Annotated in this window: 15 protein-coding genes; 11 read left to right on the top strand and 4 right to left on the bottom strand. The window is 41.5% G+C overall.

Going from position 1 to position 15,449, the window contains the following annotated elements:
• Window positions 1–10 precede the first annotated feature (10 nt).
• The 6 genes from ftsE (at window position 11) to metK (ending at window position 7,754) form a co-directional block, all read left to right on the top strand.
• On the top strand, window positions 11–703 hold the full coding sequence (ftsE, locus tag SORDD05_RS00220) for a cell division ATP-binding protein FtsE (RefSeq protein ID WP_000022257.1): 693 nt from the start codon (window positions 11–13) through the stop codon (window positions 701–703).
• Window positions 696–1,622 carry a permease-like cell division protein FtsX gene (ftsX, locus tag SORDD05_RS00225; protein WP_061416451.1) on the top strand — a complete coding sequence of 309 codons (927 nt, stop codon included), beginning with the start codon at window positions 696–698 and terminating at the stop codon, window positions 1,620–1,622. Before ftsE ends, ftsX begins: the two co-directional genes overlap by 8 nt.
• A 227-nt stretch (window positions 1,623–1,849) precedes the next feature.
• Window positions 1,850–4,036, top strand: coding sequence for a PTS transporter subunit IIBC (locus SORDD05_RS00230; RefSeq protein ID WP_155718796.1), 2,187 nt, complete (start codon window positions 1,850–1,852; stop codon window positions 4,034–4,036).
• Window positions 4,037–4,087: 51 nt separating this feature from the next.
• Window positions 4,088–4,903 carry an endonuclease/exonuclease/phosphatase family protein gene (locus SORDD05_RS00235; protein WP_061416454.1) on the top strand — a complete coding sequence of 272 codons (816 nt, stop codon included), beginning with the start codon at window positions 4,088–4,090 and terminating at the stop codon, window positions 4,901–4,903.
• A gap of 134 nt (window positions 4,904–5,037) precedes the next feature.
• Entirely contained in the window at window positions 5,038–6,381 is a 1,344-nt protein-coding gene (locus SORDD05_RS00240; RefSeq protein ID WP_061416457.1) for a DEAD/DEAH box helicase, read from the top strand.
• A 182-nt stretch (window positions 6,382–6,563) separates the two neighbouring features.
• Entirely contained in the window at window positions 6,564–7,754 is a 1,191-nt protein-coding gene (gene metK, locus SORDD05_RS00245) for a methionine adenosyltransferase (protein WP_061416459.1), read from the top strand.
• Window positions 7,755–7,819: 65 nt separating this feature from the next.
• Here metK and SORDD05_RS00250 read toward each other — a convergent pair whose 3' ends face one another.
• The 4 genes from SORDD05_RS00250 to SORDD05_RS00265 all read right to left on the bottom strand — a co-directional run bounded on the left by SORDD05_RS00250 (window position 7,820) and on the right by SORDD05_RS00265 (window position 11,486).
• The gene (locus SORDD05_RS00250; RefSeq protein ID WP_000767190.1) at window positions 7,820–8,119 is read right to left on the bottom strand and encodes a DUF1827 family protein; all 300 of its coding nucleotides are present in this window, start codon (window positions 8,117–8,119) and stop codon (window positions 7,820–7,822) included.
• 58 nt (window positions 8,120–8,177) lie between these two features.
• Window positions 8,178–8,630, bottom strand: a complete 453-nt coding sequence (locus SORDD05_RS00255; RefSeq protein WP_061416461.1) for an NUDIX hydrolase — start codon at window positions 8,628–8,630, stop codon at window positions 8,178–8,180.
• A gap of 130 nt (window positions 8,631–8,760) precedes the next feature.
• Complete coding sequence (locus SORDD05_RS00260; RefSeq protein WP_061416463.1) at window positions 8,761–11,019, bottom strand: ATP-dependent Clp protease ATP-binding subunit; 2,259 nt, start codon at window positions 11,017–11,019, stop codon at window positions 8,761–8,763.
• Between the two features lie 236 nt (window positions 11,020–11,255).
• Window positions 11,256–11,486, bottom strand: coding sequence for a DUF1797 family protein (locus SORDD05_RS00265; RefSeq protein WP_000443579.1), 231 nt, complete (start codon window positions 11,484–11,486; stop codon window positions 11,256–11,258).
• 190 nt (window positions 11,487–11,676) lie between these two features.
• On the opposite strand from SORDD05_RS00265, the gene SORDD05_RS00270 reads away from it, so the two are divergent.
• From SORDD05_RS00270 to SORDD05_RS00290, 5 genes are all read left to right on the top strand, one after another.
• A complete protein-coding gene (locus SORDD05_RS00270) occupies window positions 11,677–12,360 on the top strand; it encodes an amino acid ABC transporter permease (protein WP_001011625.1) in 684 nt (227 codons plus the stop codon).
• Complete coding sequence (locus tag SORDD05_RS00275; protein WP_061416465.1) at window positions 12,360–13,079, top strand: amino acid ABC transporter ATP-binding protein; 720 nt, start codon at window positions 12,360–12,362, stop codon at window positions 13,077–13,079. Before SORDD05_RS00270 ends, SORDD05_RS00275 begins: the two co-directional genes overlap by 1 nt.
• Before the next feature lie 47 nt (window positions 13,080–13,126).
• Window positions 13,127–13,447, top strand: coding sequence for a TfoX/Sxy family protein (locus SORDD05_RS00280; protein WP_061416467.1), 321 nt, complete (start codon window positions 13,127–13,129; stop codon window positions 13,445–13,447).
• Between the two features lie 149 nt (window positions 13,448–13,596).
• Window positions 13,597–14,454, top strand: coding sequence for a bifunctional methylenetetrahydrofolate dehydrogenase/methenyltetrahydrofolate cyclohydrolase (locus tag SORDD05_RS00285; RefSeq protein WP_061416469.1), 858 nt, complete (start codon window positions 13,597–13,599; stop codon window positions 14,452–14,454).
• Between the two features lie 4 nt (window positions 14,455–14,458).
• Window positions 14,459–15,232, top strand: a complete 774-nt coding sequence (locus SORDD05_RS00290; RefSeq protein ID WP_061416471.1) for an HAD hydrolase family protein — start codon at window positions 14,459–14,461, stop codon at window positions 15,230–15,232.
• Window positions 15,233–15,449: the final 217 nt, after the last annotated feature.

A 15,449-nucleotide genomic window follows, 5' to 3' on the forward strand; every position in this document is an offset into this window, starting at 1 on the left:
AGGAACTCACATGTCAATCATTGAAATGCGAGATGTTGTCAAAAAATACGATAACGGAACGACTGCTCTTCGTGGAGTCTCTCTTAGTATTGAACCAGGAGAATTTGCCTATATCGTTGGGCCTTCTGGAGCAGGGAAGTCAACCTTTATTCGAGCTTTATATCGAGAAGTAAAGATTGAAAAAGGGAGCCTAACAGTTGCAGGCTTTAATTTGGTTAAAATCAAGAAGAAAGATATCCCTCTGCTCCGTCGCAGTGTTGGGGTAGTCTTTCAAGATTACAAACTCTTGCCAAAGAAAACCGTTTATGAAAATATTGCTTACGCAATGGAAGTTATCGGAGAGAACCGCCGCAATATTAAGAAACGGGTTATGGAAGTCTTGGACTTGGTCGGTTTGAAACACAAGGTTCGCTCTTTCCCTAACGAACTCTCAGGTGGAGAGCAGCAACGGATTGCGATTGCTCGTGCGATTGTGAACAATCCTAAGGTCTTGATTGCCGATGAGCCGACAGGAAACTTGGACCCAGATAATTCTTGGGAAATTATGAATCTGTTGGAACGCATCAATCTCCAAGGTACTACTGTCTTGATGGCGACCCACAATAGCCAGATTGTAAATACCTTGCGCCACCGTGTCATTGCCATTGAAAATGGCCGTGTCGTTCGTGACGAAGCTAAAGGAGAATATGGATACGATGATTAGTAGATTTTTTCGCCATTTATTTGAATCATTAAAAAGTTTAAAACGAAATGGCTGGATGACAGTAGCAGCAGTGAGCTCGGTTATGATTACCTTGACTCTGGTTGCCCTGTTTGCATCTGTAATTTTTAATACAGCCAAGCTGGCTACCGATATTGAAAACAACGTTCGTGTCATGGTTTACATTCGTAAAGATGTAGCGGATAATAGTGAAACGATTGAAAAAGAAGGTCAGACAGTTACCAATAATGACTATCACAAGGTTTATGATGCCTTAAAAGCCATGCAAGGTGTTAAGAATGTCACTTTTTCAAGCAAGGAAGAGCAGTATCAAAAATTGACTGAAACGATGGGAGACGATTGGAAGGTCTTTGAAGGAGACGCTAATCCTCTCTATGATGCCTATATCGTTGATACCAATAGTCCGAGTGATGTTCCTAAAGTAGCAGAAGAAGCCAAGAAAATTGAAGGGGTATCTGAGGTTCAAGACGGTGGTGCCAACACTCAACGACTTTTTGAACTGGCTTCCTTTATCCGTGTTTGGGGATTAGTTATTGCAGGGCTCTTGATTTTTATTGCAGTCTTCCTCATTTCCAATACCATTCGTATTACCATTATTTCTCGTAGTCGTGAGATTCAGATCATGCGTCTAGTAGGAGCTAAAAATGGCTATATTCGTGGTCCATTCTTGCTAGAAGGTGCCTTTATCGGCTTACTAGGTGCAGCGATTCCTTCAGTCCTTGTATTCTTTGTTTATAATATGGTTTATCAATCTGTCAATAAATCCTTGGTGGGGCAAAACTTGTCAATGATTACACCAGATGTGTTTATCCCTCTGATGACAGTCCTATTATTTGTCATCGGAATCTTCATTGGATCAATCGGATCAGGAATTTCAATGCGTCGATTCTTGAAAATCTAGTTGGATATAAATGCAACTTGCAGACCAAATCAGAAATAATACAATTTTAAAAGAGAAGTTTTCTTGAGCTTCTCTTTTTTCTTTTAGCACTTGTATAAAAATTTAAGAAAAACGGGAAATTTTTTTATAAAAGCCTTTACAAAAAAAATAAAGTGGTATAATTAAATTATAAACAAGTGCAAACGTTTTCGTAAAACGTTTGCCTAAATAAAATAAAGGAGATTTGAATGATGAAAGCTACATTCAAAAATGTCTTGTCTTTCGAGTTTTGGCAGAAATTCGGTAAGGCTCTAATGGTGGTTATCGCCGTTATGCCAGCGGCTGGATTGATGATCTCAATAGGTAAATCAATCGTGATGATTGACCCAAATCTTGCTCCTCTAGTGATTACAGGTGGTATCCTTGAGCAAATTGGTTGGGGGGTTATTGGTAACCTTCATATTTTATTTGCCCTAGCTATCGGGGGGAGTTGGGCTAAGGAACGTGCAGGTGGAGCTTTTGCTGCCGGTCTTGCCTTCATCTTGATTAACCGTATCACTGGTACCATCTTTGGAGTTACAAGTGACATGTTGAAAGATCCAAATGCCATGGTTTCAACACTATTTGGCGGTTCTATCAAGGTTGCGGATTACTTTATCAGTGTTCTTGAGGCGCCAGCCCTTAACATGGGTGTCTTTGTAGGGATTATCTCAGGTTTTGTAGGAGCAACAGCCTATAACAAGTACTACAATTTCCGTAAACTTCCTGATGCGCTTTCATTCTTTAACGGAAAACGTTTTGTACCATTCGTCGTTATTCTCCGCTCAACAATTGCAGCCATTGCGCTTGCAGCTTTCTGGCCTCTTGTTCAAACAGGTATCAACAACTTTGGTATCTGGATTGCCAACTCTCAAGAAACAGCACCAATCCTTGCACCATTCTTGTATGGTACCTTGGAGCGCTTGCTTTTACCATTTGGTCTTCACCATATGCTAACAATCCCAATGAACTATACAGCTCTTGGTGGAACATATGAAATTCTTACTGGTGCAGCAAAAGGTACTCAGGTATTTGGGCAAGACCCGCTTTGGCTTGCATGGGTAACAGACCTTGTTAACCTTAAAGGTTCAAATGCAGATCAATACCAACATCTCCTTGCAACCATTACACCAGCTCGTTTCAAAGTTGGGCAAATGATTGGTTCATTCGGTATCTTGATGGGGATTATCGTTGCCATCTACCGTAATGTAGATGCAGACAAAAAACACCAATACAAGGGGATGATGATTGCGACAGCCCTTGCAACATTCTTGACAGGGGTTACTGAACCTATCGAGTATATGTTTATGTTTATCGCAACACCTCTTTACCTAGTGTATGCTCTTGTTCAAGGTGCTGCCTTTGCTATGGCAGATATTGTTCATCTTCGTATGCACTCATTCGGTTCAATTGAATTCTTGACTCGTACTCCGCTAGCTATCAATGCTGGTCTTGGTATGGATATCATTAACTTCATCTGGGTAACAGTTCTCTTTGCAGTTATCATGTACTTCATCGCCAACTTTATGATTCAAAAATTCAACTATGCAACTCCAGGACGTAACGGGAACTATGAAACTACTGAAGGAGCATCAGAGGATACAGCTAAAGGGGAAACAACAGTTGTAGCAGCTTCTCAAGCAGTCAATATTATTAACCTTCTTGGTGGGCGTGCAAATATCGTGGATGTAGATGCCTGCATGACTCGTCTTCGTGTAACTGTTAAGGACGCAGATCGTGTTGGTACTGAGGAACAATGGAAAGCTGAAGGTGCTATGGGTCTTGTCATGAAAGGACAAGGTGTCCAAGCTATCTACGGACCAAAAGCCGACGTGTTGAAATCTGATATCCAAGATATTCTTGACTCCGGTGAAGTTATTCCTGAAACTCTTCCAAGCCAAATGACAGAAGCTCAACAAAATACTATCCATTTCAAAGGTGTAACTGAGGAAGTATGTTCAGTAGCTGACGGTCAAGTCATTGCCTTGGAACAAGTGAAAGATCCAGTCTTTGCTCAAAAAATGATGGGTGATGGGTTTGCAGTAGAACCAGCAAATGGAAATATTGTATCTCCAGTTACAGGTACTGTATCAAGTATCTTCCCAACAAAACACGCTCTTGGTCTTGTCACTGAAGCAGGTCTTGAGGTACTTGTTCACATCGGTTTGGATACTGTAAGTCTTGAGGGTAAACCATTTACCGTTCATGTTGCTGAAGGACAAAAAGTTGCTGCTGGTGATCTTCTTGTCACAGCTGACTTGGATGCTATCCGTGCAGCAGGTCGTGAAACTTCAACAGTGGTTGTCTTCACAAATGGAGATGTTCTCAAATCTGTTAAATTAGAACAAACTGGTTCTCTTGCAGCTAAAACAGCAGTTGCTAAAGTAGAATTGTAATATACTTGAGGTTGGAAGCTGTTTTCCAACCTCTTGTTTTAGGAGAAAAGCATGAAATTTTTAACACTCAATACCCACAGTTGGATGGAGAAGGAAGCAGAGGAAAAATTCCAGCTCTTGCTCCAAGATATTCTTGAAAAAGACTATGATTTGATTTGTTTCCAAGAAATCAATCAAGAAATTACTTCTCCAGAAGTGGAGGTTGATCATCTTTATCAAGCTTTACCAGCGGCAGAACCCATTCATCAAGACCACTATGTGAGACTTTTGGTTGAAAAGTTGGCTGAGAAGGAGAAGACCTACTACTGGACTTGGGCTTATAATCATATCGGCTATGACCGCTACCATGAAGGTGTAGCTATCTTATCCAAAACACCTATTAAGGTGCGTGAAATTTTAGTATCAGATGTAGATGATCCAACGGACTACCATACTCGCCGTGTCGCCTTAGCGGAGACAGAGGTTGGAGGAAAAGAGCTGGCTCTTGCTAGCGTTCATCTTTCTTGGTGGGACAAGGGATTTCAAGAAGAATGGGCGCGATTTGAGGCTGTACTGAAAGATTTGAATAAACCTCTAATCTTAGCAGGCGATTTCAACAATCCAGCTGGTCAGGAGGGTTACCAAGCTATTTTAGCTAGTCCATTAGGATTACAAGATGCTTTTGAAGTTGCGAAAGAAAGAAGCGGCAGCTATACTGTTCCACCAGAAATTGATGGCTGGAAAGGCACTGTTGAGCCACTCCGAATTGACTATGTCTTTACGACAAAAGAGTTAGAAGTTGAAAGTTTGTATGTGGTCTTTGATGGACAAAATAGTCCACAAGTCAGCGATCATTATGGTTTGAATGCTGTATTGACCTGGAAATAATGAAAGAGGTTGGAATCAGAGGTTCCAACCTTTTATGCAACTCGAAGATTTACTACAAGACTGAGATTCAAATGAGGCTACTGCAATAGGATAAAATATGGTATAATGGTTAAATGAATAGAATCGAGGATAGTATGTCATTTACGAAATTTCAGTTTAAAAACTATATAGAAAAGGCTTTGGAGGAGTTGAAATTTACAACTCCAACAGAGGTTCAAGATAAGTTAATTCCTATTGTCTTGGCAGGTCGAGATTTGGTCGGTGAATCAAAAACAGGTTCAGGAAAAACCCACACTTTCTTGCTGCCCATTTTCCAACAATTGGATGAAAAGAGTGATAGTGTGCAAGCAGTGATTACTGCTCCAAGTCGTGAGTTAGCTACTCAGATCTACCAAGCAGCACGTCAGATTGCAGCCCACTCAGATATCGAAGTTCGTGTGGTTAATTATGTGGGTGGTACGGATAAGGCGCGTCAGATTGAAAAACTTGCCAGCAACCAACCACATATCGTTATCGGAACGCCAGGTCGCATCTATGACTTGGTCAAATCTGGTGATTTGGCTATTCACAAGGCCAAGACCTTTGTCGTCGATGAAGCCGATATGACCTTGGATATGGGATTCTTGGAGACAGTCGATAAGATTGCAGGGAGCCTTCCAAAAGACTTGCAATTCATGGTTTTTTCGGCGACCATTCCACAAAAGTTGCAACCGTTCTTGAAAAAATACTTGTCAAATCCTGTCATGGAGAAAATCAAGACCAAGACAGTCATCTCAGATACGATTGATAACTGGTTGATTTCGACCAAGGGCCGCGACAAGAATGCTCAGATTTATGAGTTGACTCAGTTGATGCAGCCTTATTTGGCAATGATTTTTGTCAACACTAAAACACGTGCAGATGAATTGCATTCTTATCTGACTGTTCAAGGATTGAGGGTGGCAAAGATTCATGGAGATATTGCTCCTCGTGAGCGCAAGCGGATCATGAATCAGGTGAAAAATCTTGATTTTGAGTACATTGTCGCAACAGACTTGGCAGCGCGTGGAATTGACATTGAAGGTGTCAGCCATGTTATCAATGATGCCATTCCGCAAGACTTGTCCTTCTTTGTTCACCGAGTTGGACGGACTGGACGCAACGGTCTACCTGGTACAGCTATTACCCTTTACCAGCCAAGTGATGACTCGGATATCCGTGAGTTGGAGAAATTAGGGATCAAGTTTACTCCTAAGATGGTCAAAGACGGGGAATTTCAAGATACCTATGACCGTGATCGTCGTGCCAATCGTGAAAAGAAGCAAGACAAGCTTGATACGGAGATGATTGGTTTGGTTAAAAAGAAAAAGAAAAAAGTTAAACCAGGCTATAAGAAGAAAATCAAATGGGCGGTGGATGAAAAACGTCGTAAAACCAAGCGTGCTGAGAATCGTGCGCGAGGACGTGCAGAACGCAAAGCCAAACGCCAAACTTTCTAAGCTAAAAATCGGAGCCGAAAGGCTCCTTTTTTTGATTTAGAGAAAATAATGCAAAAAAACGTAAAAAGTGGTATAATGATAAGGTTATATAGTCCCGATAAGGTGGTGGGTCACGTTGTTAATCGTCTTCCTATCAGTACTTTGTAACTCTATAACAATATTTTTTAAGGGGGGACATTTTTATGTCAGAACGTAAATTATTCACGTCTGAATCTGTATCTGAGGGGCATCCAGATAAGATTGCAGACCAAATTTCAGATGCGATTTTGGATGCTATTTTAGCCAAGGATCCAGAGGCGCACGTTGCTGCAGAGACAGCTGTATATACTGGTTCCGTCCATGTTTTTGGTGAAATTTCTACAAATGCTTATGTGGATATTAACCGTGTGGTTCGTGATACCATTGCAGAGATTGGTTATACCAATACAGAATATGGTTTTTCTGCGGAGACGGTGGGAGTTCATCCGTCACTTGTTGAGCAGTCACCAGATATCGCCCAAGGTGTTAACGAAGCCTTGGAGGTTCGTGGGAATGCAGATCAAGATCCACTGGACTTGATTGGTGCTGGTGACCAAGGTCTTATGTTTGGATTTGCGGTGGATGAGACAGAAGAACTCATGCCATTGCCAATCTCACTCAGCCACAAACTGGTTCGTCGCTTGGCAGAACTTCGTAAGTCGGGTGAAATCAGCTATCTGCGTCCAGATGCCAAATCGCAAGTTACAGTTGAGTATGATGAAAATGACCGTCCAGTACGTGTGGACACAGTCGTTATTTCAACTCAGCACGATCCAGAAGTTAGCAATGAACAAATTCACAATGATGTGATTAGCAAGGTTATCAAAGAGGTTATTCCGGCTTCTTACTTGGATGAGCAAACAAAATTCTTCATCAATCCAACTGGTCGCTTTGTCATCGGTGGACCTCAAGGAGACTCCGGTTTGACTGGCCGTAAGATTATCGTGGATACTTATGGTGGCTATTCTCGTCACGGTGGAGGTGCCTTCTCTGGTAAGGATGCGACTAAGGTGGACCGCTCAGCCTCATATGCGGCACGTTATATTGCTAAAAATATCGTTGCAGCAGATCTTGCTAAGAAGGCAGAAGTGCAATTAGCTTACGCTATCGGTGTTGCGCAACCTGTTTCTGTCCGTATCGATACTTTCGGTACTGGAACAGTAGCTGAAAGCAAGCTTGAAAAAGCGGCGCGTCAAATTTTTGACCTTCGCCCTGCAGGAATTATCCAAATGTTGGACCTCAAACGTCCAATTTACCGTCAAACAGCGGCTTATGGACACATGGGACGTACAGATATTGACCTTCCATGGGAACGTTTGGATAAGGTAGATGCATTGAAAGAAGCTGTGAAATAAAATGAAAAAGCTTGGTAATATTACCAAGCTTTTTGCAAAAGAGAACCAGCTCTAGGCTGGCTTTCTTATTTTGTAGGAATAGAAATTTCAATCAATTTATCTGAATAAAGCGTCTTGATATTGGCTTCATCGATCTTATCTTTATCGATTTTGCGTTTCATGAAGAAATCTTGAATGGTTTCAATTTCGGGTTCACGAATAGCGCGGTGCTTGTTGGAAATGAGGATTTCATAGTGAAGCGGAGCTTGTGTGAAAATCACATCTGTGTTTCCAGCAGAATAGACCTCAACAAGGGTTGCGTCAGTACTTTCTAATTGGCTTTTAACAAGTTGCGAGTGTGAATTAGTCGTGTTGATAAGCTTCATAATAGTTCCTCCGATTTTCTAACTCTATTATAGCACTTTTTGGATAAAATCGTGTATTTTAGTCAATTCTATGCTGGATTTTCCAAGCTTCAATTCCCCATTTGTGGCTACCACGTTTGAGTTTTTCTATTGCCTCGTCAATAGAAAACCAAGCAATATGATTAAAGTTTTCTAAAGGTTTTTGTACTTCTTCGAAAGAAATAGCTTCGTAGAGATAAGCTGGATTGTAGTAGTAGGTATCACGGTGGCGAGAGTAAAAATACTCATCAGCTTGCCCATAATAGGTTCCGATTTCAGCTGTAAAGCCAAGTTCTTCGATTAGTTCTCTCTTCAGTGCCTCTTGATGGTCTTCGCCTGCTTCAATCTCTCCGCCTGGCAAGAACCAAGCCCCATTGGGAGCTTGAACTAAGACAATTTGTTTTTTTTCTGGATCAGGAATAACTGCGTAAACACCATAGCGAGGCTGGTAGGTCACATTCTCTTTTTTTTCACCAAAAGTTGGGTTTGCCATTGAACTGTCCTCATTCTCTAGTATCTTTATTATTATCATAATGGACGAGGGGCAAGCTGTCAAGAATTTACAGTTATTTTAGTAAAAAAGGTGCAGAAATTGATAGACTTCCTGCACCTGTTAGATCGTTTTAATCTTCTTTTTCAGAAGTAACCTCTTCTGTTTTTTCAGTCTTTTTGGTAGATTTGATTTGAATCTTGCCGTTGCTTGTCATGACTGCCTTGAGGTCTTTCTCGCTTGGATTTTCAAGGTAGAAGTCAGTGATGGCGTCCTCGATATGGTCTTGAATGGTACGACGGAGTGGCCGTGCCCCCATTTTTGGATCATAACCTAGATCAACTAATTTTTCTTTGACTTTATCCGTCACTTCGAGGTGGATGTCGTTGCTAGAAAGACGTTTGTTAACATCTGCTAGCATGAGTTCGACGATTTGGAGGAGGTTGTCCTTGCTGAGAGCTTTGAACTCGATGATGCCGTCAAAACGGTTCATAAATTCTGGGCTAAAGAAATTGCCGAGTTCACCGAGAACAGAGTTGGTTCGACCTTCACGAGTAGCTCCAAAACCAACGCTGGCTTCGGCCTTACCGGTCCCAGCATTTGAGGTCATGATGATGATGGCATCCTTAAAGCTAACTGTACGTCCTTGCCCGTCTGTCAAACGGCCATCGTCTAAGACTTGAAGGAACATGTGCATCACATCTGGGTGGGCTTTTTCAACTTCATCGAGAAGGATGAGAGAGTAGGGATTGCGACGAACTTTTTCCGTTAACTGACCAGCTTCATCGTAGCCGACATAGCCTGGAGGGGCTCCGACCAATTTAGCCACGCTGTGTTTTTCCATATATTCACTCATATCAAAGCGAATCATGCTATCAGCAGAACCAAAAAGTTCAATGGCTAGTTGTTTGGAAAGTTCCGTCTTACCGACTCCAGTTGGTCCGACAAAGAGGAAACTTCCGATTGGACGGTTTGGAGTACCAAGTCCAACACGATTACGACGAATGGCTTTGGCAATCTTATCGACAGCCTCGTCTTGTCCGATAACATGGGCCTTGAGGTCTTCTGCAAGATGGATGAGCTGAGACTGTTCTTTTTCTTTGAGTTCTCCAACAGGAATATTGGTTTTCTGCTCAATGATATGTTCAATGGTTTTCTCGCTGATGATTGGAGTATCCTGATCGGTCACCTTGTTCTTCTGCATTTCCTTGTACTTGGCAATCTGATCACGGAAGTAGGCGGCTTTTTCAAAGTCTTCCTCTCGTGTAGCTTGAGCTTTGAGATTCTCAGCTTCAATTAAACGCTGGTCAATCACTTTGGGATCAACAAAGTTCAGTGTCAGATTCATCTTAGAACCAGCTTCATCCAACAGGTCAATAGCCTTGTCTGGTAAGAAACGGTCTTGGATGTAGCGGTTGGAAAGATTTGCAGCAGCTTCGATAGCAGCATCAGTATACTTGACGTGATGGTAGTCTTCGTATTTTTTTTGAACCCCTTTGAGGATGGTAATGGTTTCTTCGACAGTTGGTTCATCTACCTTAACAGGCTGCATACGGCGCTCTAGAGCAGCATCTTTTTCAATGATACGGTATTCATTGAGAGTAGTGGCACCGACCAGTTGCAATTCACCACGGGCAAGGGCAGGTTTGAGGATATTTCCTGCATCCATATTGCCATCGCCAGCAGATCCTGCACCAACAATTTCATGGATTTCATCGATAAAGAGAATGATGTCCTCGCGTTTGCGGATTTCTTCCATGAGCTTTTGCATACGCTCTTCAAATTGGCCTCGAATACCTGTTCCTTGAACTAGACTGACCACATCCAGACGGATGACCTGCTTGCCTTGGAGTTTATGGGGAACATCGCCATCGACAATTTTTTGAGCTAGACCTTCAACAACGGCAGTTTTACCGACACCCGGTTCTCCGATAAGGACAGGATTGTTCTTGGTTCGACGGTTGAGGATTTCGATAACACGGATAATCTCCTCATCTCGACCGATAACAGGGTCAATATCTCCTCTACGAGCAATCTCAGTAATGTTGATACCATATTCCTCTAGGAGTCCTCTTTCTTGGCTAGGAGGTGTTTGAAGTGGACCGCGGTTTTGAGGCCCGTAGCCCCCATTGTCCCCATCTCCTCCACCTGATTGAGTGGGAGGGATGTTATTAGAAGAAGGTCTGAAATTGTTCAAATCATTGAAAAAGTCTCCGAAAGGATCAAAGTCACGATTGTTTAAGTCAGTCATTCCTTTAAAGAGGGTATTATTTGGATCTGTTTTGATAATTTTATAGCAGTTTTGACAAAGATCAATTTGCTTTTGCTGTCCATTGATATTGGTATACAGATGAATTGTTGAGTCGTTTATTTTACAGTTTTGACAGAGCATACATCTACCTCATTTCATTCTTATTCTTGGCCTAAGAAAAAGGTCAAGAATAGTCAAAGTTTTATACTCTCATTATAGCATGATTAAGGTGTAAAGCAAGTAAAAAGATTGGGTTAGGGAGATTTCGAGAGAAGTTCTCTAAGAAAATCTTTGCTTATGAGGGTAAGAAAAAATCCCATTTGCAGGGACAAAAAGGATTCTCGTTCATCAGTCAGGTTTTCCCTGCTGCTTTTTTATTAGTAAAGGAGTTCGTAGATCTCCATTGCAATCAAGTCAATGCTATCAAAGGTATAGGTTTCACGCGCTTCAACATCGCGAAGGGTGAAGAGTGATCCATTTTCTTCGTCATAGCTGTATGCAACTTCTGCGACAACAACACCTTCACGTTCAAAATTACGTTTTAGATTTCCGCCATCTTTTGTCATAGCTTCTAGGCGGTTAATGATTCTAACCAAATGTGATTCCATTATGATTCTCCTCCATTTCTTATCGTTACTATTTTACCATAAACCACGGGAAGTTGACTAGAAAAAACTAAGATTTATTGCTATTTATCATTTCCTTAAAAATATTTGTTGGAAAAAGGAAATAAGGTTTGTATTTTAATTCAGATTATGTTATAATCATACAATCTAATGTTTAGAAAGCTGAGTTTATATGAATTTTTCCTTTTTACCAAAGTATTTACCTTATTTTAATTACGGAGCTCTTATCACTGTAGTGATTTCAATTCTGGTAGTCTTTTTCGGTACCATTCTAGGTGTCTTATTGGCCTTTGCTCAACGCTCACGTTTTAAGCCTCTTGTCTGGTTTGCAAATGTCTATGTATGGATTTTCCGAGGAACACCGATGATGGTGCAAATTATGATTGCATTTGCCCTCATGCATATCGATGCGCCCACTATTCAAGTGGGAATTTTAGGAGTTGATCTTTCTCGTTTGATTCCTGGTATTCTGATTATCTCGATGAACAGTGGAGCTTACGTTTCAGAAACTGTTCGTGCGGGGATCAATGCGGTTCCTAAAGGTCAGTTAGAGGCCGCTTACTCTCTTGGTATTCGTCCGAAAAATGCCATGCGTTATGTCATTTTGCCACAGGCTATCAAAAATATTTTGCCAGCATTGGGAAATGAATTTATTACCATTATCAAGGATAGTTCGCTTTTGTCAACAATCGGAGTCATGGAACTTTGGAATGGAGCAACGACAGTAGCAACAACAACTTATTTACCGTTGACTCCCCTTTTATTTGCAGCCTTTTATTACTTGATTATGACTTCTGTTTTGACAGTAGCCTTGAAAGCATTTGAAAATTACATTGGACAAGGAGACAAGAAATAATGACAGAAACCTTGATAAAAATCGAAGGCTTGCATAAGTCTTTTGGGAAGAATGAAGTCTTGAAAGGGATTGACCTTGAGATCAAAAGAGGGGAAGTCGTGGTGATTATTGGTCCGTCGGGTAGCGGAAAATCAACCCTCCTTCGCTCGATGAATCTTCTCGAAGAAGCGAGTAAAGGTAAGGTTATCTTTGAAGGAGTTGATATCACTGATAAGAAAAATGACCTTTTTGCTATGCGTGAAAAGATGGGCATGGTATTCCAACAATTCAACCTCTTTCCCAATATGACAGTGCTGGAAAATATCACCTTGTCTCCGATCAAGACCAAAGGTGAAAGCAAGGAAGTTGCGGAAAAGAGAGCACAGGAACTTTTAGAAAAAGTTGGCTTGCCAGATAAGGCAACGGCCTATCCACAGAGTTTGTCAGGTGGCCAGCAACAACGGATTGCTATTGCGCGTGGACTGGCAATGGAGCCAGATGTTTTGCTCTTTGATGAGCCGACTTCAGCTCTAGACCCTGAGATGGTTGGAGAAGTTCTAGCTGTTATGCAAGACCTCGCTAAGTCAGGGATGACTATGGTGATTGTGACGCATGAAATGGGCTTTGCGCGTGAGGTAGCAGACCGTGTTATCTTTATGGCGGATGGGGTTGTTGTTGAAGATGGAAGGCCAGAGGAGATTTTTGACCAAACCCAAGAACAACGGACCAAGGATTTTTGAGTAAGGTTTTGTAAGACCTCATTTTTAGAAGAAATGGAGTAGGCATCATGGCTTCCAGTAAAGAATATTTAGATTTTATTCTTGAACAGCTATCGGAACTAGGGGAGATAAGTTATCGTCCAATGATGGGAGAGTATATCCTTTATTATCGTGGGAAGATTATTGGGGGAATCTATGATAATCGTTTGTTATTGAAGCCTGTGAAGGTGATCATGGATCAACTGGGCCAGACAAGACTTGAACGTCCTTATGAAGGAGCCAAGGAGATGATTTTACTAGAAGACCTTGAAGACAAGTCATTTCTAGCGAGACTAATCAAGGATATGTACGAAGTTTTGCCTGCTCCCAAGGTCAAAAAGAAATCATGATAGACTTGCTTAAGATAAATAGGCGCTAAAAGCTCGATAAGAGCTTTTTCTTATAGTTTCAAACTATAAGGTCTATTAGTCAAGAAGTGTTAGAATGGCAAGGTATTTTTTGATATAATAGAAGATATTTGATAGAAAAGAGAAGAAATATGGCACAGATTATTGATGGGAAGGCTCTTGCAGCTAAGTTACAAGGACAGTTGGCTGAAAAGACTGCTAAACTAAAAGAAGAAACAGGTCTAGTTCCAGGATTGGTGGTGATTTTGGTGGGGGACAATCCTGCCAGCCAAGTCTACGTTCGCAACAAGGAACGGTCAGCTCTCGCTGCTGGTTTCCGTAGTGAAGTTGTGCGAGTTCCAGAGACTATTACCCAAGCGGAATTGTTGGACTTGATTGCTAAATACAATCAAGATTCAGCTTGGCATGGGATTTTGGTTCAGTTACCTTTACCCAAACATATCGATGAAGAGGCAGTTTTATTAGCCATTGACCCGGAAAAAGACGTGGATGGTTTCCATCCCCTAAACATGGGACGCCTCTGGTCTGGTCATCCAGTTATGATTCCTTCGACACCTGCAGGAATTATGGAGATGTTTCATGAGTATGGGATTGACCTGGAAGGTAAAAATGCGGTTGTTATCGGTCGTTCAAATATCGTTGGAAAACCGATGGCTCAGCTACTTTTGGCTAAGAATGCAACAGTGACCTTGACCCACTCACGCACCCATCATCTTGCCAAGGTGGCTGCTAAGGCAGATATTCTTGTGGTTGCAATCGGTCGCGCTAAGTTTGTGACTGCTGACTTTGTCAAGCCAGGAGCGGTTGTCATTGACGTTGGGATGAACCGAGATGAAAATGGCAAGCTTTGTGGAGATGTTGATTATGATGCTGTTGCACCACTGGCTAGTCACATCACACCTGTACCTGGTGGAGTTGGTCCTATGACGATTACCATGCTAATGGAGCAAACCTATCAGTCAGCGTTTCGAACACTAAACAAGGACTAGGAAAATGAAATTCGTATTTGATCTGGATGGAACGCTATCTTTTGACTACATGACCATAGACGATGAGATTCAGCAGGTTCTTTTAAAGGCTGAAGATTATGGTCATGAGCTTGTGTTTGCCTCAGCTCGCTCTTATCGGGATTGTTTGGGTTTATTAGGTTCCGAACTCAGTCAGCGCTTGGTCATAGGGTTGAATGGAGGCGTAGCCTATCATCTGGGGAAGGCTATCTTCGAAAGGAATCTCGATGCTAAAGTTTATCAGGCGCTAGTGGATTATTGCCAGACTTATAATCTCCCTTTCTTTGTAGATGATTGCTTTGACTATAGTGGTCAGATTGTGGAGAAGATTCCATTTTTCTCCAGTGTGGACCCCCTAAAGGTAGCTCGTCATCAGAAACTCGAGGACTTAGGGACTCCGATTAAGATAGTCGTTTATATGGGCGACCACGAGGATTTGCTTGATGATCTTCTTGGTCAGTTAGAAAGACTGGGGCAGGCTCATCTGTCTTATCATGCGCATGAAAAGTGTCTTTATGTCAACCCCTTAGATACTCACAAGGCTACAACAGTTGAAACGTTATGTGGGGAAAACTTCATCGCCTTTGGAAATGATCAAAACGATATTGAACTGTTTAAGACATCTCTTTATTCAGTTCAGATAGGAGACTTTGCTGGCCTTACTCCATATGCAGATGAAACGTTAGAGCTAAAAGGAGCTCCTTCTCCAGCAGTAGCAGCCAAAATCTTACAGACTTTTGCGGAATTTAAGGGAAAATAGTGTAGAAGGAGGTAGAACAAGGTTCGCCTTCTTTTTATGTAGAGTAATGCAGTCTATAAACTATAAATTTGAAGTTTGAAAAAGATATTAATGGAATTCAATTTGTAGTAGAAAGAGTCTAGAATCGAAAGCTATTTTCATTGCAACTATTCCTTTTAAATGACCCCTTCTTATATATCATTTTATTGGGTTAAATTAATGGAAAATAATTGCAATT

The organism is Streptococcus oralis (genome assembly GCF_001578705.1).
Classification (GTDB): domain Bacteria; phylum Bacillota; class Bacilli; order Lactobacillales; family Streptococcaceae; genus Streptococcus; species Streptococcus oralis_J.

Excerpts from the sequence above, each read along its gene's own strand:
- ftsE (WP_000022257.1), top strand. The coding sequence starts at position 11 with ATGTCAATCATTGAAATGCGAGATGTTGTCAAAAAATACGATAACGGA.
- ftsX (WP_061416451.1), top strand. The coding sequence starts at position 696 with ATGATTAGTAGATTTTTTCGCCATTTATTTGAATCATTAAAAAGTTTA.
- SORDD05_RS00230 (WP_155718796.1), top strand. The coding sequence starts at position 1,850 with ATGATGAAAGCTACATTCAAAAATGTCTTGTCTTTCGAGTTTTGGCAG.
- SORDD05_RS00235 (WP_061416454.1), top strand. The coding sequence starts at position 4,088 with ATGAAATTTTTAACACTCAATACCCACAGTTGGATGGAGAAGGAAGCA.
- SORDD05_RS00240 (WP_061416457.1), top strand. The coding sequence starts at position 5,038 with ATGTCATTTACGAAATTTCAGTTTAAAAACTATATAGAAAAGGCTTTG.
- metK (WP_061416459.1), top strand. The coding sequence starts at position 6,564 with ATGTCAGAACGTAAATTATTCACGTCTGAATCTGTATCTGAGGGGCAT.
- SORDD05_RS00250 (WP_000767190.1), bottom strand. The coding sequence starts at position 8,119 with ATGAAGCTTATCAACACGACTAATTCACACTCGCAACTTGTTAAAAGC.
- SORDD05_RS00255 (WP_061416461.1), bottom strand. The coding sequence starts at position 8,630 with ATGGCAAACCCAACTTTTGGTGAAAAAAAAGAGAATGTGACCTACCAG.
- SORDD05_RS00260 (WP_061416463.1), bottom strand. The coding sequence starts at position 11,019 with ATGCTCTGTCAAAACTGTAAAATAAACGACTCAACAATTCATCTGTAT.
- SORDD05_RS00265 (WP_000443579.1), bottom strand. The coding sequence starts at position 11,486 with ATGGAATCACATTTGGTTAGAATCATTAACCGCCTAGAAGCTATGACA.
- SORDD05_RS00270 (WP_001011625.1), top strand. The coding sequence starts at position 11,677 with ATGAATTTTTCCTTTTTACCAAAGTATTTACCTTATTTTAATTACGGA.
- SORDD05_RS00275 (WP_061416465.1), top strand. The coding sequence starts at position 12,360 with ATGACAGAAACCTTGATAAAAATCGAAGGCTTGCATAAGTCTTTTGGG.
- SORDD05_RS00280 (WP_061416467.1), top strand. The coding sequence starts at position 13,127 with ATGGCTTCCAGTAAAGAATATTTAGATTTTATTCTTGAACAGCTATCG.
- SORDD05_RS00285 (WP_061416469.1), top strand. The coding sequence starts at position 13,597 with ATGGCACAGATTATTGATGGGAAGGCTCTTGCAGCTAAGTTACAAGGA.
- SORDD05_RS00290 (WP_061416471.1), top strand. The coding sequence starts at position 14,459 with ATGAAATTCGTATTTGATCTGGATGGAACGCTATCTTTTGACTACATG.